Consider the following 19,799-nt stretch of genomic DNA (forward strand, 5'->3'; position numbering starts at 1 on the left):
CTCCTGAGACCCCTCAACCGCTCCACGCCGGATGCCGTGGATCGTCCGCGCGTACGACCACGTCGGCCACCGCGCCGGGATCCGTCTCCGTCTCGTACCGCTCGAAGGCGGGCAGAGTCCAACGCTCGCTCTCCTCCGTACGCCGCCGCAGGGCACCCGGCGAGAGGCTGGTATGGACCGTCAGGTCGAAGGGGAACCAATGGCCGAGCAGCAGCGGGCCGTGCAGCAACAGCATCGCGCCGGGCCGGAGTTGGACGTACGGGCTGCGCGTCGCGCGGTCCGCGGCCGGGTCCCACAGGTCGGGCAGCACTCGCCCCGTGCCGCCAGGATCCAGCGGCCCGAAGACCTCGCGCCAGAGCGCACCCGTGTCGAACCAGCCGCTGTAGTACGCCTCCACGTCCTCGCGCCCGTATTCGAGGCGCAGCGAGGCGGGGCGCAGGAAGCCCTCCGTGCCGACGACGAGCGCGGATCGCCCGCGCACCCGCAGTGCGTCGGCCACGCTCCGGGCCAGTTCGCCGGGTCTGCCCGCTGGGGCCCCGTCGAAGGCGATGCGGGGCCAGGGGCTCGCGTCGGCCGTCTTCAGGTCGAGCAGGCGGTCGGCAAGGGTGTCCGTGAGCCGGTCCCAGGTGATCGCTTCGAGTCGCACCCGTCCCATGATGCCGGGCCTTCCCGCCATGGTGTCGCCGGGCTCTCCTGCCTCTCCCTCACGACGGTACGCGTCCACCGACCGAGGGAATGAACCCTGTATGGCACCAATTCCCCTCCCCCGAAGCGGACTTCTGGCCATCCAGCCCCTCAAGCGCCGCCATTGCACGGAGTGCCGCGGCGGGCCGCTCGCCCTCCTGGTCATCGAGGATTCCGAGCCGCGCTGCCTGGACTGCGCCGACCTGGGCCATCTCGTCTTCCTGCCGCGCGGCGACACCGCGCTGACGCGTCGGGCCCGCGAGGGGAGCGGGCTCTCGGCCGTGGTCGTCCGCTTCAACCGGCGCCAGGGGCGGTACGAGCGCCAGGGCGTCCTCGTCGAGGAGGCGGCGCTCGCGCTGGCCGAGGAGCGGTGCCTCGCCGACGCCGAGGCTCGGGCGCGGCGCCGGGCACGGGATGCGGCGCGCCGGGCCGCGCAGGACGTCCGCTTCACCGCGGCCTTCTCCGACGAGATACGCCGCCTCTTCCCCGGGTGCCCCGAGGAGCGGTGCCGTGCGATCGCCGCGCACGCGTCCGTGCGGGGCAGTGGGCGGGTGGGCAGGAGCGCGGCGGGCCGGGCCCTGTCGGCAGGCGCGGTGACGGGGGCGGTGGTGGCCGCCGTCCGGCACACGGAGACGCCGTACGACCGCCTCCTCATGAGCGGGGTCCCCCGGGGAGAGGCCCGTCGCCGGATCGCCCCGGCGGTGGAGGCGGTGCTTCGGGCCTGGCAGGGGCCTGAGCGGAGGGGCGTGGCGGTCTGATGGGCAGGCGCTCCCGTGGCGGGGCCTGCCCTCGTTACGGGGCCTGAACCGCCGCTTCGCGCCGGATATTTTCCCGCCCACCCGGCCGATTACCCCGTGTCGAGCAGCGGGGCAGCGAACGACAGCCGGGCCGGCACGCCCGTTCGCCCGCCCCCCCGACACGGGGTGATCGGGCGGGTGGGTGGGAGAGCGTCCGTCGCGAAGCGGCGGGACAGGATCAGCCCCCGGCGGCGGGAAGCGGACGACCCACCGCGAAGCGCGAAGCGCGAAGCGCGTAGCGAGACCCCGTCCAGACGCCCGCGCATGCGCCCGCGCGCCCCACGCATGGCCCCCACCCCGGTAAGGGCAATTCACTTGTGGTGCGGGGCCGCGCCATGGAGGATCACTGCGGCTCACTCACCTGCCGGCTGCCTTACCCAACGCGGGAGTTGCCATGATCGAGGGACCGTATTTCGTGCTCGTCGTGCTGAGCGCACTCGCCTGCGGCCTGGTCGCCGGAGCGTTCGTCGCGTTCTCGACATTCGTGATGCAGGGCCTGGCCGCGCTGCCCCCGGCGCAAGGCATCGCGGCGATGCAGTCGATCAACGTCAAGGCACTCACCGCCGGGTTCATGACCGTGTTCATGGGCGCCGCCGGTCTCAGCGCGGTCGTCGCCGTCGTCACCTTCGTGCTCTGGCCCGACGGCGGCACCGTCGAGCTGCTGCTCGGCAGCGCGCTGTATCTGTTCGGCTCGTTCGGGGTGACCATCGCCGCGAACGTCCCCCGCAACGACGCCCTCGCCAAGCTCGACGCGCAGGCGCCTCAGAGCGCGGACCACTGGCGTACGTACGTCCGCGAGTGGACCATGTGGAACCACATCCGGGTCGGTGCGTCCCTTGCCGCGTCGGCATCCTTCACCCTCGCCCTGACCTGACCTGACCTGCCACCCGTCTCCCCCTGCGAACATGTGCGAACATGCCGGGCCCGCCCACCCGTCGTACAGTGGCCGGAAGCCTGTGAAAGCACGCGAGGGAGACGGCTATGGCCGACCCCAGAGGCTTCCTCACCACCACCCGCAAGGAGTGGCCGCGCCGCCCCGTCGGCGAACGGGTCAAGGACTGGGACGAGGTGTACGTCCCCGGTGCACTGCTGCCCATCGTCGAGCAGCAGGCCGACCGCTGCATGGACTGCGGCATCCCCTTCTGCCACGACGCCTGCCCGCTGGGCAATCTGATCCCCGACTGGAACGAACTCGTCTCGCGCTCCGACTGGCATGCGGCGGCGGAACGGCTGCACGCCACGAACAACTTCCCCGAGTTCACGGGCCGCCTCTGCCCCGCCCCCTGCGAGGCGGGCTGCGTCCTTGCGATCAACCAGCCCGCTGTGACCATCAAGAACGTCGAGGTGGCCATCGCCGACCGCTCCTGGCAGGACGGCCTCAACCCGGCCCTCCCCCCGGACCGGCACTCCGGCAGGACCGTCGCCGTCGTCGGCTCGGGACCCGCCGGACTCGCCGCCGCGCAGCAGCTGACGCGGGCCGGTCACACCGTCGCCGTGTACGAGCGCGAGGATCGCGCGGGCGGGCTCCTGCGGTACGGGATCCCCGCGTTCAAGATGGAGAAGCACCACGTGGAGCGGCGGCTCGCGCAGATGCGGGACGAGGGCACGGTCTTCCGTACGTCCGTCACGATCGGGCGGGACATCGGCGCCGCGGAGCTGCGGGCCAGGTACGACGCGGTGGTACTCGCCGTGGGCGCCACCGCATGGCGTGACCTGGACGTACCGGGGCGGGAGTTGACCGGGATCCAGCAGGCGATGGAGTATCTCCCGCTCGCCAACCGCGTGTGCGAGGGCGACTTCGACACATCCCCGCTGTCCGCCGCGGGCAAGCACGTCGTGATCATCGGCGGCGGGGACACCGGAGCGGACTGCCTGGGCACGGCGGTGCGTGAAGGTGCCACGTCCGTCACGCAGTTGGACATCTACGAGCGGCCCGGTGATCTGCGCGACGAACTGGCCGAGCCCTGGCCGACGTACCCGAAGGTCTACCGCCTCTCCGGCGCCCACGAGGAGGCGGGCGAGCTGCGCACCGCTCCCGCGGCGGACGCCGACGCACGCCTGTTCGCCGCCTCCACCCTCCGCTTCAGCGGCGACGAGGCGGGACGGGTGCGCTCCCTGCAGCTGACCGAGGTCGACGCGGATCGCCGCCCGCGGCCCGGCACCACCCGTACGCTCCCCGCAGATCTGGTGCTGCTCGCGCTCGGCTTCTCCGGGCCCGAGCGGACGCCGGGCGGCCTGGTCGACCAGCTCGGCCTGGAGGTCGACGACCGCGGCGCCCTCGCCCGCGACGCGGACTTCACGACGAACGTGCCGGGCGTCTTCGCGACGGGCGACGCGGCCCGCGGCGCCTCACTGATCGTGTGGGCCATTGCCGAGGGCCGCGCGAGCGCCGCCGCGGTGGACCGGTGGCTGACGGGCACGACCCAGCTCGCGGCACCGATCGGACCGTACGACCGGCCGATGACCGTGTGAATCAACCACTTGCGAAACAACCGCTTGTGAAACAACCGCCTGCTCATGGGCGGCAGGCTCAGGGACGGCAGGCTCAGGACAGCAGGAAGTCGGCTTCCCCCGCCTTCGCCCCCTGGATGAACGCGTTGATCTCGCCGTACGTGTAGATCAGCGCCGGACCGTCCGGATCGGCCGACTGGCGGACGGCGACCCGGCCGTCGGCCAGCTTCATGGCCTCCAGGCAGTTGCCGCCGTTGCCGCCGCTCCACGGCTTGTGCCAGCCCTCGCTGCCGAGGTCACGCGCGGGCATGCCGTTGTAGATCCGGGAGTCGTCCCGGGACTCGGGGCGTGACCCGGCTCCGGGCTTGGACCCGGGTCGCGTGCCGGCTCGGTGTCGATCCATTCACAGCTCCTTGCGGAGGTCCCTCAGGAGCTCCTTTGTGCGTTGTGCCGTCGCGGCTTGCGCCGCCATGCGGTCCATGACCTCGAGGTGGGTCGCGACCTCGGTGCGCGCGTCCAGATAGACGGCGCCGGTCAGGTACTCGCTGTAGACCATGTCCGGCAGTTCCGCCATGGCGAAGCGGAAGAGCACGAACGGTCCGTACGTGCCCGGGTGCGGACCCGCCGCGAACGGCGCGATCTGCAGCGTCACATGCGGAAGTTCGACGGCTTCGAGCAGCTTGTCGATCTGCTCTCGCATCACTTCGGGGCCGCCCACGGGTCTACGCAGGGCGGTCTCGTCCATCACTATCCAGAGCCGTGGCGCGTCCTCACGGGTGAGCAGGGACTGGCGCTCCATCCGCAGCGCCACATACCGCTCGACGTCCTCGGGGCGGGTCTGGCCGATCGCCCCGGAGCGCATCACACCACGTGCGTACTCCTCGGTCTGCAGCAGGCCGGGCACGAAGTGCGGTTCGTAGGACCTGATGAGGCTGGCCGCGCCCTCCAGGCTGACGTACATGCTGAACCAGCCCGGCAGGATGTCGTGGAACCGCTGCCACCAGCCCGGCTTGTTCGCCTCCTCGGCGAGCGTCACGAAGGCGTCCGCCTCGTCGTCGGCGACGCCGTAGGACTTCAGGAGGAGCTGGAGATACGGGATCTTGAGCGCGACCTCGGCCATCTCCATGCGGCGGACCGTGGCGGGGGCGACGCGAAGAATCCGCGCCGCCTCCTCTCGCTTGAGGCCCGCGCGCTCACGCAGGTCCTGCAAGCGACGGCCGAGGACGACCTGGCCGACGGTCGGCGCGGACCGCGGTTCGCTCACGTCCTACCTCCACGTACTCCATGTAATGCCAATTCACTCCGCACCTGGAGCCGTTGCGAGCAGTGTGCCATGTGCCGTCTAGAAGGGACACGCCACTGTGCACTTTTCAGAGTGGGTCTTGCCAAGGTGTTCCCGGCGGGGCGATAGTGGATGGCGTGACTCCGCCCGCGCCGTTACACACAGCTGCCGCCGAAGCCCCTGTTGGCGTTACCGCCGACGTGTGGGCCGACAGCGGCTCCGAGCTCTGCGTCAGCTTCGCGCTCGTGCCACGGCCGGGCTCCGCCGCACAGGCGAGACAGCTGGCGAAAGCCCAGCTCCTGGGCTGGAACATAGGCGAGGACGCCCGCGACGCCGCGGCCCTCGTGGTGTCAGAGCTGGTGACGAACGCGATCGTGCACACCGCGAGTCACCGGATCGTCTGCGAGCTCTGCACGAGACCCGGGACACTGCGCATAGCTGTGCGTGACGATGGATACGGATCAGGTGTCCCGCGGCCCGCCCAGGAGGGGCCCGACGCAGACGATGAGCACGGGAGGGGACTGCTCCTCGTCGAAGCGGTGAGCAACGCGTGGGGTGTGCGGGACGAGGGTCCCGGAGTCGGCCTCACCGTATGGGCGGAACTGCGGGCGTGACGTGAATGAGGGTGCGGGCGTGAGGACGACGTGGACAGGGGGCGTGTGAGCACGGTGACGGTGCGGCGGGTGTTGGATCTGGACACGCTGGTCCGCTTCGAACGGAAGCGGGCTGCCGCCGCCTCCCCACCGCCCCTGACACGGCTCGCCGTCCCGGAGGGGATGACGCAGCCCCTGGGGTGCGACGCGGTCTCGGTGCCTTCCCGGTTCGGACCCCTGCTGATGGCGCGATTGCCTCGCGTGGGGTGTGTGTACGAGGACGTGGACGCGGCGCGGTGGTGGTGGATCGTGCCGGCCGACTCCGACGTCGCACTGGAATGGCCGTCCCCCGCCTATTACGCCGCGGGAGCCGTGGTGCCGGGCGCCCGGCACGCTCCTTCGCTGATCCACAGCCCCTCCGGGGGCGAGGTTCCCTATACGCCGCCGATTCCGCTGTATCTGGCGTGGTGCAGGGCCACGGGCACCACACCGGCCTGGTCCCGGGCCGTACGGGCCTAGACCTGCACCGTTGTACGGCGACTCCACCTGTACGCCGACTTCGCCGGAGCAAGCCCTCAGAGCCCTCAGAGCCCTCAGAGCCAGGAAAACCCGGGGCGGCACCCTCCCGCAGGCGCCGCCCCGCTCCCTCACCCCGCCACCGCGGCCTCCACCGCGGCGACGATCTCCCCCGGCGCCTCCATCTGCGCCATGTGGCCCACCCCCTCGATCACGCGCACGGGGGCCCTCCCTTCGAGGGACGCCGCATTGGACGCCGGGATGACCTGATCCGCCTCGCCCCACACGGCGACCGTCCGCACGCTTGTGGGCAGCAGGGCGCTCACGTCCAGTGCCGCCCCGCCGCCCGGGGCGACCAGCGTCGGCAGGAGCGTACGGAGCGCCGTGTCGACGCCGTCAAGGCGCTTGTACTTCAGGAGGTCGTCCACCAGCTGCCGCGTCACGAGCCCCTCGTCGGCGAACAGCTTGCTCAGGTGCGGACGGAGTTCGCGCCGCGTCCCGGCATCCGCGAAACCCCGCAGGTAGGAGGCGTCCACGTCGGGCCCGTACCCGGCGGGTGCGATCAGCGTCAGGGAGCGGACCCGGTCGGGGACCCTCGCCGCCACCCCCGTGACCACCGCACCCCCGAGGGAGTGCCCCACCAGATGCGCCCGCTCGATGCCGAGCGCGTCGAGGAAGCCCGTGACGACCGTCGTCAGCGAGGTCAGGCTGCCGTCCCCCACCTCCTTGGCCGACTCCCCGTGACCGGGCAGGTCGAGCGCGTACACCGTGTGCCTCGCCGCGAGCGGCTCCTGCACGAAGAGCCAGGAGTTCTTGTCGCCGCCGTACCCGTGCACAAGGACGATCTCCTCCGCGCCACCACCCGACGTCGCGTACGCGAGCGCCCTGCCTGCCACCTCGGCGATGCCGCTCACCGGGCTGCCCTCGTCCTCCGCGGGCACCCCGCGCCCCAGCTGCTCCCGTGCCTCGGCGGCCACCCGCTCGATCTCGCCCTCCGGGGCGTCCGCCCCGGCGATGACCGCGATGACACAGCCGACGGGCGCCTCACCGCCCGCATCCGCGACGATCCGCCGCAGTACACCGCCCCGGGGCGCCTCGAGCGTGCCCGCGATCTTGTCGGTGTCGATCTCGGCCAGATCGTCACCCTCCGCGACCTCGTCGCCCTCCTCCGCGATCCACTTGGTGATCTTTCCGGTCTTCATGGACAGGCCCCATTTCGGCATGGTGACCCGCTCTATGAACGACATCCTCACAGCCACCTCACGGCTTCCCATCGACGACTGACTTGACGGCGGCGGCGACCCGCGCGGCGTCCCGGTACTTCTGCTGGTCGCCCTCGAAGTGCCCGTAGTAGCGGGTGAGTTTGACTTCGATGAGGGTGGGGCCGCCGCCCGAACGCGCCCGCTCGATCGCCTCGCCCGTATATCTCGGCCATCATCGACTTCACGTCGACGTGCTTGGCGATGCAGTGGCCGTGGCCCCGGTGCGTCGAGGCGATGACGTCGCGGTCGTCATCGAGATGAGCGCACACTCCGGTGGCTGACGCCTCCTCACCTGCGTACAAGTGGACGAAGCCGGGGATGTCGCCGGTCGCGAACTCCTCGTGGAGGCGCTCCTCGAAGTCACGGATCGTACGCATCGTGCGGTACGCGTCGAGCAGTGCGGGGCCGTCAAGGCCGTGCGCATAGGGGGCTCGAGGTGTCCGGACTGTGTCACTCACGGAAGAACTCCTTTGCCTGCGCGGGTGCGGAGTCGCGTGCATGGGGTATGGCACTGCGGCCCGGGCCAACCGGCAACAGTTGCCCGGGGTTGCAAGCCCGCATCGGGCGTACGCACAACGCAGAAGGAGAAGCAGACGAACGACAAGAAGAACAACAACGACAAGCAGAGCGACAGCGACAAGACGAGCGAGACGGGCAACCCCCACTCACAGAGCGGAACTTCGGATTCGGAGTCACTGCTCTTCGGCGGCCCCCTGCGCTACGACACCGGCTGGGCCCAGTACGAGGAGGCCTTCCTCCAGCTGGGGTTCCGGTCCATGCTGAAGCGGCTTCCCGCGCTCCTCGCCGCCAGCTTCCGGCTCGCCCGACAGGCCGACCGGCGGGCCGCGCGCATCGTCATCGGCTCCGAGCTGGGCCGCGGGCTCGCCCAGGCGGTGAGCCTCCTCGCGGTCAACAGCGTCCTCGGGCGTCTGATGACCGACGCCCCGGTGGCCGACCGGCTGCGCGGCGCCGCGCCCGCCCTGGTGACGGTGGCATGCGTACTGCTGGTGGCCGCACTGCTGCGCGCCGCGTCGACGTACGCGACGGGCCGCCTGGAACCGAAGGTCGAACGCGTCGCCACCGAGCAGTACTTGGAGAGGGCCGCGTCGGTGGAGCTCTCGGCCATCGAGGACGACGCGTTCCACAAGCTGCTCGACACCGCGCAGTACGGAGCGGCGTCGGCCCGACGCATGATCGGCATCGCCACGCGCGTGGTGAACGCGATGATCTCGCTGATCGCGGCGGCGAGCGTACTGACCGTCCTGCACCCGCTGCTGCTTCCGCTCCTGGTGACGATGACCCTGCCGAGCGCGTGGAGCGCCCTGACGATCGCCCGGCGCCGCTACGTCTCCTTCCACGCGTGGGTGCAGCACGCGCGCGCGGGGCGCCTCATCGGCAGCCTGCTCACGGAGGCGCGGGCGGCCCCGGAGATCCGGGTGCACGGCGTGGGCCCCTTCCTGCTGCGGCACTTCCGGTCCATGGCGGAGGCCGCGGAGGATGAGCAGGCGCGCCTGGCGCGGCTCGCCGCACGGACGGGCCTGATCGCGGCGGCCTGGACGGGCCTCGCCACCGTGGCGACGTACGCGACGCTCGGCGGCCTTATGCTCGCCGGGGCGATGGCGCTGTCCGTGGCGGGCACCGCCGTCATCGCGATCCGCACCGGCGCGTCCAATCTCGACACACTCGTCGTGGAGATCAACTCCTTGCACGAGGACGCCCTGTTCGTCGGCGACCTGGAGCGGCTCTTCGTGGAGGCCGCGCAGCGCGCGATCCCGGTCGGCGGCGCCGAACTCCCGGCGAATCCACGGGAGATACGGTTCGAGAACGTCACCTTCCGCTATCCGGGGACCTCGGGCAGGGACGCGCTGAGCGACATCTCCCTCACCCTGCCCACCGGAAAGATCGTCGCCCTCGTGGGCGAGAACGGCTCCGGCAAGACCACGCTGGTCAAGCTGCTCGCGGGCCTGTACGCGCCGAAGGACGGCCGGATCCTGTGGGACGACGTCGACGCGGCGACCGCGGACCGGCATCAGCTGGCGGAACGTATCGCGATGGTGGCGCAGGACTTCAAGCGCTGGCCGTTCACGGCGCGCGTGAACATCGCGATCGGCCGGTCATCGGTGCCGCTCACGGACGACCGGATCGGCGACTCCGTCGGGGAGGCCGGTGCCGGGGACGTCGTGGCCGATCTGCCGCGCGGGCTCGACACGTTGCTGGCCCGCGCGTTCACCGGCGGGCACGAGCTTTCGGGCGGTCAGTGGCAGCGGCTCGGCATCGCGCGTGCCGCGTACCGGCGCGGCAGCATCCTCATCGTGGACGAGCCGACGGCGGCGCTCGACGCCCGCGCCGAGCTCGAGGTCTTCGAGAAGATCAGGGCCCTCGCCGGAACGGGCCAGACCGTCATCCTCATCACCCACCGCCTGGCGTCGGTGCGCCACGCCGACCTGGTCCATGTCCTGGAAGGAGGCCGTCTGGTGGAGTCGGGTACACCGGACGAGCTCCTGCGGACGGGTGGTGTCTATGCGGAGCTGTACGCCCTGCAGGCCGACCAGTTCACGGCGAAGGTCCCCTCACCGAACGGACACGCCGAGCGCTGAGGCCTGAAACCTGAGGCCTGAGGCCTGAGCGCTGAGGGGCGTGCTCGGGCCTACGCGGCGGCGGCTATCTCGGCCAGATCGGGCACCGCGGTCGCGACGGGCTCGCGCACGATCACCAGGAAGGCGTCGGATGCGAGGTCCATCACGACCTCCGCCTGCTGCCCCTCCATACGGCGGGCCCGCGCGAACTCCTCCGCGGGCCACGAACCTCGCGACCCACCGGCCGGAAAGCGTTCCAGTACCACTCGACTGTTCATCATTGTCCTTCTGCTCCCCCGTTGGCAGTCCTCATAGGACTCTTTCGAAGTAGAACGCGCCGAGGGGGCTAAAGGACTCGCAACGTGACGGACCTGACACCGAGTTGTGCCAGTTCCTCACATCTCGTACTCGTCGTGATACCGCAGCCGGGCACTGCCCGCCGGAGCCCCGAGCCCCGTCGACCGGCCCTTCGGCTCCTCCCAGTCCTCCTGACGGCCAAGGGCGGTGAGATCGAGAAGGCTGGAGTACGAGGCCGTCCAGTCGAGGCCGCGGTCGTACGTCGAGTACGTGTGGAAGACGCGGTCCCCGTCACGCAGGAAGCAGCTGAGGCCGGGCTGTTCGTAGGATCCTTCGCCCTTGTCGACGGTGGCGTCGAAGTCGTGGTTGAAGTCGCTGTAGTTCGAGGAGTACCACGGCACCGTCCAGCCCATCCGTGCCTTGAAGGGCAGGATCTTGGTGAACGGGGCACGGGAGACGGCGATGAAGCTCGTGCCGCGGGCCCGCAGATGGGCGAGGTGCCCGATCTGGTCGATGAAGGCCGAGCAGCTGCGGCATCCCGCGTCCCACTCCGGGGCGAACATGAAGTGGTAGACGATCAGTTGGGATCCTCCGTCGAAGAGGTCGAACAGCGTCGCCTTGCCGTCGGACCCGTCGAACAGGTACTCCTTCTCGATCTCGACCATCGGAAGCCGGCGCCGCTCGGCGTTGAGCGCGTCACGCGCTTTCGTCGCCGCCTTCTCCTTGGCGAGCAGTTCCTTGCGCGCGGCGAGCCACTCCTCGCGCGTGACGATGTCGGGAAGTCCCATGATCCGTCAGTCCCTCCTGCGGACCCGCCCCTCGGATCCGTACTTCTGAGAGGGGTGACCTGCGGGCTCGTCGGAACTCATCGGTCGCGGCGGAGAATCTTCAAAAGAATCCGGAAGAATCCGGAGCGCCCCCGGAAGCGCGAGCAGTCCGCGCGCCCGCGCCACCCTCAGCCCTCAGACCGCAGCCCTCAGACCTCATACTCCTGGATGCGTTTCCCGTGGCCGCGGTCGATCAGCGCGGGCAGCTCGGCCTCCAACTCCGCGACGATTTCCGGCACATCGAGCGTCAGCAGTCGCCGGTCGCGCATCAGGACCCGCCCGTCGACGATCGTCGTGGTGACGTCCGACGAGCGGGCGCTGTGCACGAGCGTGGCCGCGAGGTCGTGCACGGGTCGGGTGTGCGGTCCTTCCAGGTCGACGAGGACGATGTCGGCGCGGCGGCCCGGCGCGATGCTGCCGATGTCGTCCCCCAGGCCGACGGCCCGTGCGCTCTGCAGCGTGGCGTGGTCGAGTGCCTGGCGCGCGGTGAGCCACGCCGGGTCGCGCTGCGTGGACTTCTGCACGAGCGCGGTGAGCGTCATGGACTCCCACACGTCCAGGGTGTTGTTCGACGCGGCGCCGTCGGTGGCCAGGCCGACGGGGATGCCGATCTCGCGCAGGGCGCGCACGGGCGTGGTGTCCCAGCCGAACTTGAGGTAGCCGCGGGGCGCCGACGCGACGGCGATGCGTCCCGTGCCCTGGCTCAGCACCGGCAGGTCGCGGTCGAGGATGCCGGTGCCGTGCGCGATGAGGACGTCGACGTCGAGCAGTCCTGTGCTGTGCAGGATCTCGATGGGGGTGCGGCCGTGGCGGTCGAGGCTGCTGTCGGTCTGGGCGCGGTTCTCCGCTGCGTGGAGATGGACCAGGAGGCCGTGCTCGCGGGCGAGTTCGGCTGTCGCGGCGAGGTCCGCCTCGTCGACGGTGTACGGGGCGTGCGGGGCGAGCGAGGTGGTGATGCGGCCGTCGGCGGCGCCGCGCTGCCGCAGCGCGAACTCCAGGGAGGCGGCGCGGCCCTCTGGCCCCTGCGAGGAGAAGAAGGCCGCGCCGAGGTTGGCCCGAAGACCGCTCCGGGTGACTACGTCGGCGACCGTGTCCATCGCGAAGTAGTGGTCGGCGAAGGTCGTCACACCGCCCCGGATCATCTCGGCGCAGGCGAGCCGCGCGCCGAGTCCGACGACCCGATCGGTCAGATTGGACTCGATGGGCCAGATCCAGTCGTTGAACCACTCGTGCTCCGGCAGATCCTCGGCGATGCCGCGCAGGGCCACCATCGGTGTGTGCGTATGGCAGTTGATCAGACCCGGCAGGGCGGCCTGGCCGTGCGCGTCGATGTGCTCGGTGGCCTGGAGGCCCGCGACCGCGGGGGTGGTGGTGACGGTTTCGATGCGGCCGTCGCGTACGACGATGGCCGCGTCGTCGAGGAATCCGACCTGACCCTGTGCGTCGTGGACGAGGGCCGTGCAGCCCGTGATGACGAGGTCGGCGGGGCCGTGCGCGGGAGGCGGCGTCATCTCTTCACGGTACGGGGAGTGCGCATCCCGTGCCCTGTCGTACCGCCGGTTTCGCGAGCAGGCTGACGTCAACCACCGACCACTCGAACACAGTTGGAGCCCGCCATGCTCCTCGGCACGTGGAACCTGGAGAACCTCTACCGGCCCGGCGGCAAGTTCGGGCCCAAGGACAAGGCCGCGTACGAGGCGAAGCTGGCCTCGCTCACGGCGACGATCAAGGCGCTGAACCCGAGCGTGCTCGGCGTGCAGGAGGTCGGCGACCCGGAGGCCCTGACGGATCTGGCCGGGATGCTGGAGGGCACCTGGCACACCACGCTCTCGGAGCACGCGGACGAGCGCGGCACCCGTGTCGGTTTCCTCAGCTCGCTCCCGGTCTCCGTCGTGGCCGACGAGGACCGCTTCCCCGCCCCGCTGCGCCCGGTGCAGGTCGGCGACGCGGGCAAGCCGGTGGCGCAGGCGGGGCGCGGGGTGCTCGCGGTGACGGTGTCGACGCGCGCCTTCTTCTTCGACGCGGCCGTCTGTCATCTGAAGTCGAAGCTGCTCTCGTACGGCGGCGGCCGGTTCACGCCGCGGGACGAGGGTGAGCGGGCCCGCTTCGGGGCGTACGCGCTGAACCGGCGTGCGGCCGAGGCCACGCTGGTGCGTTCGATGGCGGGACGCCTCCTGAAGGGCGACGGCCGCGAGCACGACGTCGTGGTGCTCGGCGATCTGAACGACGAGGTGTCGGCGGCGACGACCCAGATCCTGCTCGGCCCGCCCGGCTCCGAGATCGGCACCCCCGGATTCGACCAGCCGGACAAGGGCGACGCGCAGCGGCTGTGGAACGTGGCGCCGCGCATCCCGGCCGAGCAGCGTTACTCCCGTATCCATGCGGGGCGTCGCGAGCTGATCGACCACGTCCTGGTGAGCCGCAGCCTCCTGAGCATGGTCACGGCGGCGGGCACGGGCGTGCCGGGCTCGACGGCGACCGCGCTGCCGTCGGTCGAGGACGAGGATCCGGCGGTGCGCAGGGACGCGAGGGGCTCGGACCACGCGCCGGTGTGGATCCGGATCGAGCGCTAGGACCCTAGGCCCTAGCCCCTGCTCTTCGCGGCTGTCGCCGAGTTCTGGCGCTGCCAGGCCTGTTCGAGCCGCAGCGTGTCTTCGAGGACGGTGTCCTCCACCATCCGCCCCCAGCGGATCCTGGCCCACTGGATGCCCTCGTTCTCGTACGGGCTGCCGTCCGCGAGGGTCGCCTCGATGCGCAGCCGGACGACGACGGTGGTGTTCCATGGCCAGCCCTTGACGACCACGTCGGTGAGGCTGAGCCGCATGCCGGGGATGGTCTGGTTGGCCCGCTCGAACCAGTCGGCGAAGGCTTCGGGGCCGCGCAGCTCGGCGCCGAGGACGCCGTCGCCGATGAAGCGGAATCGCAGATCGGGGGCGGCCATGGCGACGGCGGGGCGGTAGTTGCCGCTGCCGTCGCCCGCGATGCGCCAGAGAGCTCGGACCTTGCGGCGGACGATGGCGTGGTACATCAGGGCACCTCCGGTGACCGAGCGGCTCGCGGGTGGCTTGCATTTCACAAGGGACCGTATCCGGTAACCGTAAGCCGGTAACTTGCAAATCACAAGCGAGTACCGTGGACGCCATGAAAGGCGAACGCTTTGCCCGCATGCACTGCTCGGTGGCGCGCGCGGCGGCCGTGACGGCCGACCAGTGGACGGTGCTGATCCTGCGCGACCTGTTCCTGGGCCTGAACCGCTACGAGGATCTCCGTGCCGACCTGGGCATCGCGACGAACATCCTGGCGGACCGCCTCGACCACCTGACCACCGAGGGCGTCGTGGAACGCCGGGCGTACCAGGACCGCCCGGTGCGCCACGAATACGTACTGACGCCTGCGGGCCAGGAGCTCTACGGCACCGTCCTGACCCTCATGACCTGGGGCGACCGCCACCGCTCCGACGGCGGCGGTCCGCCCCTGCTGCCCGTCCACGACACCTGCGGCCACCCGGCGGAGCCCCGCGTGACGTGCGCGCACTGCGGCGGGGAGCTGACTCCGGGGACGGTGACGCACACGCCGGGCCCCGGCGGGCGGACAGCGCCGGGGACGGCGCTGGTGCACACGGTGCTGCCCAAGGGCTGAGTCTCAGCCGCGCGGGACCACCGTCGAGAGCACGCCGGGCAGCGGATACCAGTCCGACGACACGATGGTGGCGTTGCCGCGCGCGAGCAGGGCGACGCGGTCCCGGGCCTGGGTCTCGGTCGGGTTCACGGAGTCGATGGCCGGGGCGACGTTGTGGGCGTCGGACATGACGACCAGATAGCGCCGGTCGGCGTACCACTTGGTGTCGATGGTGCCGCCCGCGTACTTGGACGCGTCGCCGTCGAACAGCACGAACCAGGGCCGGATCGCCGCGTCCGTGTACCGCCCGCGCGGGTCGCCCGCCTCGGCGCCGAGCACGGCGGGGAAGGCTGCGGCCTCGCCGAGTCGCCCGGCCGCCGCAAGGTCGCGCAGATGCGTGGCGTACTCGCGGTCGGTCCACAGGGTGTCGACCGGATTGCTCTGCTCGACGGTGCCGGGTATGAGCTCGACGATGAACTTCCCGGCGAGGGCGCTGCGCTGGGGCCAGCCGTCGCTCCGTACGGCATCGTCGAGGGTGGCGTGCCCTCCGGTGAGCTGTCCGGGGCGGTAGACGGCGTCGCCGAGCTTGCTGGTCAGGAGGGCGTCGAGGTCGGCGGGCCCGCGTCCGTTCTTCCCCTGGAAGCCGTCCTTCAGCTCGACCTTCAGAAGGATGGGCCGGTGGCCGGGGTGGGCGTCGTGCCAGCTCTTCATGTCCGAGAGGCAGCCCGCGAAGCTCTGATTACGCGATTTGGTGCGCAATTCGGCCGGACTCGTGGCGTTCTCGCAGTTGCTGTCGTTCCCGACCGGGTTGCTGTGCGAGACCCGCCAGCCGCTGCCGAACACGTTGGTCCACACGTCGAGTTCGAGCATCCCGGCGCCCGAGTCGAGCGCGTCGGCGAAGTACGGGAACTTCGACTTCTCGTAGGCATTGTGGACGCCGACACCGGTGGTGGAGGCGTACGGCGACTGCGGTGCCGGATCGTCGGCGGCGGGGGCGGCGCTGCTCGCGGACCCGGCGGTTCCGAGCGCCAGAGCGCCCGCCGCCGCGACGGCCATGGCAAGGCCTGTCCCTGTACGTGCCCTCGAACCCACCCTCGTACGTGCCCTCATCCCAGCCATCCCCTCCACCGCTCCGGTCAATTCTGATGAAACGTATGGGAGTTGAGTGTCGTATGGGAAGACGGCGATTTACGGGAGAGGAGAGATATCCAGCCGTGTGGCCACGAGGTGGAGGGCGGGGACAGCGGCGAGTCCGCTACCGTCTGCGCCGGTTATGGATCAACGTACTCAGAGATCCACACGCTCGTGATCCGCACACCTGTGATCGGCAGCTTGTGATCCGCACGCCTGTGTTCCGCACGCCTGTGTTCCGCACGCCCGTAGAACCCGTAGAGCAACTGATCTGCCCCCCTCGCTGAAAGGGATCAGCCCTCATGCCCCTCACCCTCTCCCGCGTCTCCCGCACCCGTCTCGCCGCGACCGCGGCCGCCGCCGCGGTCCTCGCCGTCGGCGCCCCGGCCGCGTACGCCTCGTTCGACACGGACACGCGCACGTCCGGCACGTCCGGCACGACCACCACGACCCAGGTTTCGCGAGGCGACGCCTACACGGAGACCCGCCTCCTCTTCGGGACCGAACGCCCCGATGGCGGACCCGATGTGACGGACAAGCAGTTCATGAAGTTCATCGACGTCGAGGTGACGCCGTCGTTCCCCGACGGGCTCACGGTGCAGGACGGCCGCGGCCAGTGGCGGGACTCGAACGGCAAGATCGAGCGTGAGCGTTCGTACGAGCTGATCCTGCTGTATCCGACGTCACAGGCGCACAGGAGCGACGCCCTGATCGAGGAGATCCGCAAGGACTACGTGAAGGAGTACGCGCAGGATTCGGTGGCCCGCCTCGACGACAGGCTGCGCGTGGACTTCTGAGACGCACGGGGCCGGGGCCGACGATAGGGATAGGGATAGGGATAGGGCCTGGGATGGTCATGCCACGGTGGTGAGCTCCGCGAGCAGCGCGTCGATGCGCTCCGCGTGCCGCCGTGGCAGGCGCCCGGTGTCGTCGACGTGCACCGCGCAGGCGGTCGTGGTGTCGACGAGGCGTTCGAGGGTGACCGCCACCTGCTCCGAGCCCGCGGAGTGCCGCGCCAGGGTGGGGAGTTCGGCGGCCGCCAGGTCGATCGCGGCCCGGGCCTCGGCCAGCGTCCGGTAGGCCTCGCGCCGCAGGGCCCAGCGGGCGGCGCGGTGCTCCGCGTCCGCCGGGACCGCGGAACCTGTGGGACCGCCGTCCCCCGCCCCGCTCAGGACGTGGCGCAGATACGCGTGCGCGGACTCGCGGGCGGCCGAAAGGCGGTCCTGTACGCGGCCGCCGCGCTGCACCGGCCACGGCAGATGCCCGACGAGCAGGACGATCCCGCAGGCGAGCAGCGTCTCGCCGATCCGCCCCCAGGAGGCCTGCGGCTCGCCGCCCACCATGACGAGGGCGAGGACGAGGACGGTGACGACGGCGGTCTGGGCGGCGAAGTGCCGGGTGGCGACCGGGATCAGCGCACCGCACACGGCGACGACGGCGACGAGCCCGGCGGGCCGCGGCAGCAGGGCGGCGAGCCCCGCGAAGAGGACGGCGCCGAGGACGGTGCCGAAGGCGCGGCACAGGACGCGTGACGCGAGCGGCCCGAGGTCGGGCTTGACCAGGAAGACGGCGGTGGCGGGCAGCCAGTACCAGTGCGGGTGGTGCAGGGTCTGCGCGACCGCGGCGCTCGCCCCGAAGCAGAGCGCGACCCGCACGCCGTACTCGCGCCCGCCGGGGCCGATCGCTGTGCGCAGTACTTCGACGGGGCCGCGACTGCGGCCGTGCGGGGGCCTGGCGGTGCCGCTGTCGAAGGCCTCGGCGGCGTGAAGCAGCGCGTCGTCGAGGGCGCGGAGCCCGGCGCCGGAGCGGGCGGGCGCGGGCAGCGGCCCGCAGGGAACGCCGTCGCGGATGGCCGCGGCGAGACGGCGCGGCCCCTCTGCGGCGCGTTCGGGGAGCGGCTCATCGGTCCAGGCGAGCGCGGTCGCCGCCTCGCCGAGCGGCAGTGCGGCGCGGTACTGCGCGTGCAGCCGCCGTTCGGCCGCCGAACTCGCACGCCGTCGAAGGCGCGGCCCGGAGAGGGCGTCCTGCGCCTGGTCGAGCGCGGCGGTGAGGGCGGCTCGGCGGGCGGTCGAGGCGGGGGTGCCTGCGGAGTCGAGGAGCGAGGCGACGGCTTCGTAGACGGCGGAGACGGCGGCACGCTCCCCGTCCAGGCGGTAGGGAAGACCGCCACCAGCACCTCCGCCGACACCGGCCCACCCGTTGCCGGGCGTGGGCGACGGCAGCAGGAGCCTCAGCAGGATCAGCCACCCGGCCCCGGCGAGAAAGAACAGCGCCCGCTGCCACCCGGGCTCGGGCAACGGCATCCCGGCCCCGATGGCGGCGGCGACGAGCAGTTGCGTGCCGCCGGCCGAAGCGACGGGCCCGACAGCGCTGAAGGCACCGGCGAGCAGCCCGAGCACCGCGAACAGCAAGGGCAGCAGATACGATCCGCCGACTCGATCGGCGATGTAGGCCCCGAGGGCCATCCCTCCCGCTCCCGCCAGCGCGGGCGCCCCGAGCCGCCGTACGGCGGCTCGCCGGCTCCCCGGCCGGTCGTTGGTCCCGGCCAGCATGGCCCCGAGCGCGGCAACCACCCCGACGGTGACCCGCCCGGCGACCACACCCGCACAGAGCAACGGCCCGGCGGCCAGCGCACCCCGCACCACGGCGTGCCACGGCACAGGCCCACGCTGTGTACGCAGGGCATGGCCGAGCCACGGCGGAAGGGAAGCTGCTGCGCGCGGGATCACCGGATTCACGTGCTCCTGTCGTCATCGGATCGGGTACGTATGCGGATCGGGTACGTATACCGCCGGACGACATCGGCCTGGGCTTACGGTCAACCGTAAACGGTGCTCGTGGAGAGGGAGGGACGAGAGTATTTCCGTGATGTGACGATTTCGCGAAACACCGCGCCCCCCCCTCGCAGGCCTGCCCCTCGAGCTGGCCCGCAGGACGAACCTCGTCCTGCGCCCCAAGGACTCCGCCGATGTCTACACCCACCCTCGCCCCGAAATGGCGCGCCTGGTGCGCTCGCCGCCTCGCCACCGGCTACACCGGGACCACCGTGCCGCGTGCCGCGCTACCCCCGTCGGGCGTACCCGCCACAGGGTGGATCATGGAGCTGTGACGAAGCGGACGAGCAGAGCAGCTGAAGTCGAGCGGACAGATCTTGAGCCGGAGCTCTCCGCGTACCAACAGACATTGCGGGCACGGCTGCTCGCGCCTCCCGTGGTGACTGCACCCGACCCCTGGCTTCGCGTTGCCTTCGCGCCCGTCGGCGGGCTCCTCGGAATCGGCTTCGCCTCGCATCCCGAGGACGGCCGCGATCTGGTGATGGTCGTCTCGCGCGACGGTCACGGCCTCTTCGACACCGTCACCGGGGAGAAGATCGCCAGGGACCGCGACCCCGATCTGGAGGACAGCACCCCCGACGGGGTCGCCGATCTGTCCTGCCCCGGACTGGGGCCGATCAGTGGTGTCCGCGTGCGCATCGCGGGGCTTTTCGGCGGAGGGTTCCACACCACCACCAGGGACGGCTGGACTCTGGAGGTCGTCACCCCGGCCTGGCCGAATGACCGCGTCCTGCTCTCCGGCGATGGTGGCCTGCCCCACTCCGGTCCACACGGAGAGGGGTGGTGGCACATTTTTCACTCCAACTACTCCGAACTCCGAGCGTTCGGTTTCTCGCCCTCCGGGATGACCATCGCCGTCGCGACGAGCAGCGACATTTCACTGTGGACACGCCGGACGGGCCCGAGCCACTCCAGCAGCGCCGAGGGCTGA

Annotated in this window: 22 protein-coding genes and 1 pseudogene; 11 read left to right on the forward strand and 12 right to left on the reverse strand. The window is 71.1% G+C overall.

The window, feature by feature from the left end:
• Positions 1-13 precede the first annotated feature (13 nt).
• The gene (locus tag ACFQ7F_RS22030; RefSeq protein ID WP_383272962.1) at positions 14-655 is read right to left on the reverse strand and encodes a uridine kinase; all 642 of its coding nucleotides are present in this window, start codon (positions 653-655) and stop codon (positions 14-16) included.
• Positions 656-746: 91 nt separating this feature from the next.
• Between ACFQ7F_RS22030 and ACFQ7F_RS22035 the strand changes: the two genes are divergently transcribed.
• The 3 genes from ACFQ7F_RS22035 to ACFQ7F_RS22045 all read left to right on the forward strand — a co-directional run bounded on the left by ACFQ7F_RS22035 (position 747) and on the right by ACFQ7F_RS22045 (position 3,953).
• The gene (locus tag ACFQ7F_RS22035) at positions 747-1,442 is read left to right on the forward strand and encodes a DUF2293 domain-containing protein (RefSeq protein ID WP_383272898.1); all 696 of its coding nucleotides are present in this window, start codon (positions 747-749) and stop codon (positions 1,440-1,442) included.
• A 433-nt stretch (positions 1,443-1,875) separates the two neighbouring features.
• Positions 1,876-2,355 carry a DUF1772 domain-containing protein gene (locus ACFQ7F_RS22040; protein WP_383272900.1) on the forward strand — a complete coding sequence of 160 codons (480 nt, stop codon included), beginning with the start codon at positions 1,876-1,878 and terminating at the stop codon, positions 2,353-2,355.
• 107 nt (positions 2,356-2,462) lie between these two features.
• The gene (locus ACFQ7F_RS22045; protein ID WP_383272902.1) at positions 2,463-3,953 is read left to right on the forward strand and encodes a glutamate synthase subunit beta; all 1,491 of its coding nucleotides are present in this window, start codon (positions 2,463-2,465) and stop codon (positions 3,951-3,953) included.
• Between the two features lie 73 nt (positions 3,954-4,026).
• Here ACFQ7F_RS22045 and ACFQ7F_RS22050 read toward each other — a convergent pair whose 3' ends face one another.
• Together ACFQ7F_RS22050 and ACFQ7F_RS22055 are read right to left on the reverse strand one after the other, a co-directional pair.
• Positions 4,027-4,242 (reverse strand): DUF397 domain-containing protein, encoded by a 216-nt coding sequence (locus tag ACFQ7F_RS22050; RefSeq protein ID WP_383272964.1) that lies wholly within the window; start codon positions 4,240-4,242, stop codon positions 4,027-4,029.
• A 93-nt stretch (positions 4,243-4,335) separates the two neighbouring features.
• The gene (locus ACFQ7F_RS22055) at positions 4,336-5,196 is read right to left on the reverse strand and encodes a helix-turn-helix domain-containing protein (protein ID WP_383272904.1); all 861 of its coding nucleotides are present in this window, start codon (positions 5,194-5,196) and stop codon (positions 4,336-4,338) included.
• Positions 5,197-5,351: 155 nt separating this feature from the next.
• On the opposite strand from ACFQ7F_RS22055, the gene ACFQ7F_RS22060 reads away from it, so the two are divergent.
• Both ACFQ7F_RS22060 and ACFQ7F_RS22065 read left to right on the forward strand, forming a co-directional pair.
• Positions 5,352-5,828: an ATP-binding protein gene (locus ACFQ7F_RS22060; RefSeq protein ID WP_383272906.1), complete on the forward strand. Its 477-nt coding sequence runs from the start codon at positions 5,352-5,354 to the stop codon at positions 5,826-5,828.
• Between the two features lie 45 nt (positions 5,829-5,873).
• A complete protein-coding gene (locus tag ACFQ7F_RS22065) occupies positions 5,874-6,326 on the forward strand; it encodes a hypothetical protein (protein ID WP_383272908.1) in 453 nt (150 codons plus the stop codon).
• A gap of 128 nt (positions 6,327-6,454) precedes the next feature.
• Here ACFQ7F_RS22065 and ACFQ7F_RS22070 read toward each other — a convergent pair whose 3' ends face one another.
• The 3 genes and pseudogenes from ACFQ7F_RS22070 to ACFQ7F_RS22080 all read right to left on the reverse strand — a co-directional run.
• A complete protein-coding gene (locus tag ACFQ7F_RS22070; RefSeq protein ID WP_383272910.1) occupies positions 6,455-7,570 on the reverse strand; it encodes an acetoin dehydrogenase dihydrolipoyllysine-residue acetyltransferase subunit in 1,116 nt (371 codons plus the stop codon).
• A 13-nt stretch (positions 7,571-7,583) separates the two neighbouring features.
• Positions 7,584-7,733 carry a thiamine pyrophosphate-dependent enzyme gene (locus ACFQ7F_RS22075; RefSeq protein ID WP_383272966.1) on the reverse strand — a complete coding sequence of 50 codons (150 nt, stop codon included), beginning with the start codon at positions 7,731-7,733 and terminating at the stop codon, positions 7,584-7,586.
• Positions 7,734-7,737: 4 nt separating this feature from the next.
• Positions 7,738-8,085, reverse strand: a pseudogene (locus ACFQ7F_RS22080) (thiamine pyrophosphate-dependent enzyme); the annotation flags it as partial.
• 195 nt (positions 8,086-8,280) lie between these two features.
• Here ACFQ7F_RS22080 and ACFQ7F_RS22085 point away from each other — a divergent pair.
• Positions 8,281-10,182, forward strand: a complete 1,902-nt coding sequence (locus ACFQ7F_RS22085; protein WP_383272968.1) for an ABC transporter ATP-binding protein — start codon at positions 8,281-8,283, stop codon at positions 10,180-10,182.
• A 50-nt stretch (positions 10,183-10,232) separates the two neighbouring features.
• On the opposite strand, the gene ACFQ7F_RS22090 is transcribed toward ACFQ7F_RS22085, so the two are convergent.
• The 3 genes from ACFQ7F_RS22090 to ACFQ7F_RS22100 form a co-directional block, all read right to left on the reverse strand.
• Positions 10,233-10,439: a hypothetical protein gene (locus ACFQ7F_RS22090; RefSeq protein ID WP_383272912.1), complete on the reverse strand. Its 207-nt coding sequence runs from the start codon at positions 10,437-10,439 to the stop codon at positions 10,233-10,235.
• A 117-nt stretch (positions 10,440-10,556) separates the two neighbouring features.
• A complete protein-coding gene (locus tag ACFQ7F_RS22095; protein WP_383272914.1) occupies positions 10,557-11,246 on the reverse strand; it encodes a DUF899 domain-containing protein in 690 nt (229 codons plus the stop codon).
• 188 nt (positions 11,247-11,434) lie between these two features.
• Positions 11,435-12,796 carry an amidohydrolase gene (locus ACFQ7F_RS22100; RefSeq protein ID WP_383272916.1) on the reverse strand — a complete coding sequence of 454 codons (1,362 nt, stop codon included), beginning with the start codon at positions 12,794-12,796 and terminating at the stop codon, positions 11,435-11,437.
• A 105-nt stretch (positions 12,797-12,901) separates the two neighbouring features.
• Between ACFQ7F_RS22100 and ACFQ7F_RS22105 the strand changes: the two genes are divergently transcribed.
• A complete protein-coding gene (locus tag ACFQ7F_RS22105; protein WP_383272918.1) occupies positions 12,902-13,858 on the forward strand; it encodes an endonuclease/exonuclease/phosphatase family protein in 957 nt (318 codons plus the stop codon).
• An 11-nt stretch (positions 13,859-13,869) separates the two neighbouring features.
• Here the strand turns inward: ACFQ7F_RS22105 and ACFQ7F_RS22110 are convergent, their stop codons facing one another.
• Positions 13,870-14,313, reverse strand: coding sequence for a nuclear transport factor 2 family protein (locus ACFQ7F_RS22110; protein WP_383272920.1), 444 nt, complete (start codon positions 14,311-14,313; stop codon positions 13,870-13,872).
• Between the two features lie 113 nt (positions 14,314-14,426).
• Between ACFQ7F_RS22110 and ACFQ7F_RS22115 the strand changes: the two genes are divergently transcribed.
• A complete protein-coding gene (locus tag ACFQ7F_RS22115; protein ID WP_383272922.1) occupies positions 14,427-14,924 on the forward strand; it encodes a winged helix-turn-helix transcriptional regulator in 498 nt (165 codons plus the stop codon).
• 3 nt (positions 14,925-14,927) lie between these two features.
• Here ACFQ7F_RS22115 and ACFQ7F_RS22120 read toward each other — a convergent pair whose 3' ends face one another.
• Complete coding sequence (locus ACFQ7F_RS22120) at positions 14,928-15,959, reverse strand: phosphatidylinositol-specific phospholipase C domain-containing protein (RefSeq protein ID WP_383272924.1); 1,032 nt, start codon at positions 15,957-15,959, stop codon at positions 14,928-14,930.
• Between the two features lie 377 nt (positions 15,960-16,336).
• Here ACFQ7F_RS22120 and ACFQ7F_RS22125 point away from each other — a divergent pair, with 377 nt between their 5' ends.
• Complete coding sequence (locus ACFQ7F_RS22125) at positions 16,337-16,831, forward strand: DUF3574 domain-containing protein (protein ID WP_383272926.1); 495 nt, start codon at positions 16,337-16,339, stop codon at positions 16,829-16,831.
• A 57-nt stretch (positions 16,832-16,888) separates the two neighbouring features.
• On the opposite strand, the gene ACFQ7F_RS22130 is transcribed toward ACFQ7F_RS22125, so the two are convergent.
• Positions 16,889-18,760, reverse strand: coding sequence for an FUSC family protein (locus tag ACFQ7F_RS22130; protein ID WP_383272970.1), 1,872 nt, complete (start codon positions 18,758-18,760; stop codon positions 16,889-16,891).
• A gap of 242 nt (positions 18,761-19,002) precedes the next feature.
• Here ACFQ7F_RS22130 and ACFQ7F_RS22135 point away from each other — a divergent pair, with 242 nt between their 5' ends.
• Positions 19,003-19,143: a hypothetical protein gene (locus ACFQ7F_RS22135; protein ID WP_383272928.1), complete on the forward strand. Its 141-nt coding sequence runs from the start codon at positions 19,003-19,005 to the stop codon at positions 19,141-19,143.
• Positions 19,140-19,799 (forward strand): hypothetical protein, encoded by a 660-nt coding sequence (locus tag ACFQ7F_RS22140; protein WP_383272930.1) that lies wholly within the window; start codon positions 19,140-19,142, stop codon positions 19,797-19,799. The genes ACFQ7F_RS22135 and ACFQ7F_RS22140 overlap by 4 nt, the downstream gene beginning before the upstream one ends.

This window comes from Streptomyces sp. NPDC056486 (genome assembly GCF_042795295.1).
GTDB lineage: Bacteria > Actinomycetota > Actinomycetes > Streptomycetales > Streptomycetaceae > Streptomyces.

Excerpts from the sequence above, each read along its gene's own strand:
- ACFQ7F_RS22110 (WP_383272920.1), bottom strand. The coding sequence starts at position 14,313 with ATGTACCACGCCATCGTCCGCCGCAAGGTCCGAGCTCTCTGGCGCATC.
- ACFQ7F_RS22105 (WP_383272918.1), top strand. The coding sequence starts at position 12,902 with ATGCTCCTCGGCACGTGGAACCTGGAGAACCTCTACCGGCCCGGCGGC.
- ACFQ7F_RS22090 (WP_383272912.1), bottom strand. The coding sequence starts at position 10,439 with ATGAACAGTCGAGTGGTACTGGAACGCTTTCCGGCCGGTGGGTCGCGA.
- ACFQ7F_RS22120 (WP_383272924.1), bottom strand. The coding sequence starts at position 15,959 with ATGGCCGTCGCGGCGGCGGGCGCTCTGGCGCTCGGAACCGCCGGGTCC.
- ACFQ7F_RS22100 (WP_383272916.1), bottom strand. The coding sequence starts at position 12,796 with ATGACGCCGCCTCCCGCGCACGGCCCCGCCGACCTCGTCATCACGGGC.
- ACFQ7F_RS22125 (WP_383272926.1), top strand. The coding sequence starts at position 16,337 with ATGCCCCTCACCCTCTCCCGCGTCTCCCGCACCCGTCTCGCCGCGACC.
- ACFQ7F_RS22030 (WP_383272962.1), bottom strand. The coding sequence starts at position 655 with ATGGGACGGGTGCGACTCGAAGCGATCACCTGGGACCGGCTCACGGAC.
- ACFQ7F_RS22135 (WP_383272928.1), top strand. The coding sequence starts at position 19,003 with ATGTCTACACCCACCCTCGCCCCGAAATGGCGCGCCTGGTGCGCTCGC.
- ACFQ7F_RS22050 (WP_383272964.1), bottom strand. The coding sequence starts at position 4,242 with ATGCCCGCGCGTGACCTCGGCAGCGAGGGCTGGCACAAGCCGTGGAGC.
- ACFQ7F_RS22095 (WP_383272914.1), bottom strand. The coding sequence starts at position 11,246 with ATGGGACTTCCCGACATCGTCACGCGCGAGGAGTGGCTCGCCGCGCGC.
- ACFQ7F_RS22040 (WP_383272900.1), top strand. The coding sequence starts at position 1,876 with ATGATCGAGGGACCGTATTTCGTGCTCGTCGTGCTGAGCGCACTCGCC.
- ACFQ7F_RS22070 (WP_383272910.1), bottom strand. The coding sequence starts at position 7,570 with ATGTCGTTCATAGAGCGGGTCACCATGCCGAAATGGGGCCTGTCCATG.
- ACFQ7F_RS22115 (WP_383272922.1), top strand. The coding sequence starts at position 14,427 with ATGAAAGGCGAACGCTTTGCCCGCATGCACTGCTCGGTGGCGCGCGCG.
- ACFQ7F_RS22045 (WP_383272902.1), top strand. The coding sequence starts at position 2,463 with ATGGCCGACCCCAGAGGCTTCCTCACCACCACCCGCAAGGAGTGGCCG.
- ACFQ7F_RS22035 (WP_383272898.1), top strand. The coding sequence starts at position 747 with ATGGCACCAATTCCCCTCCCCCGAAGCGGACTTCTGGCCATCCAGCCC.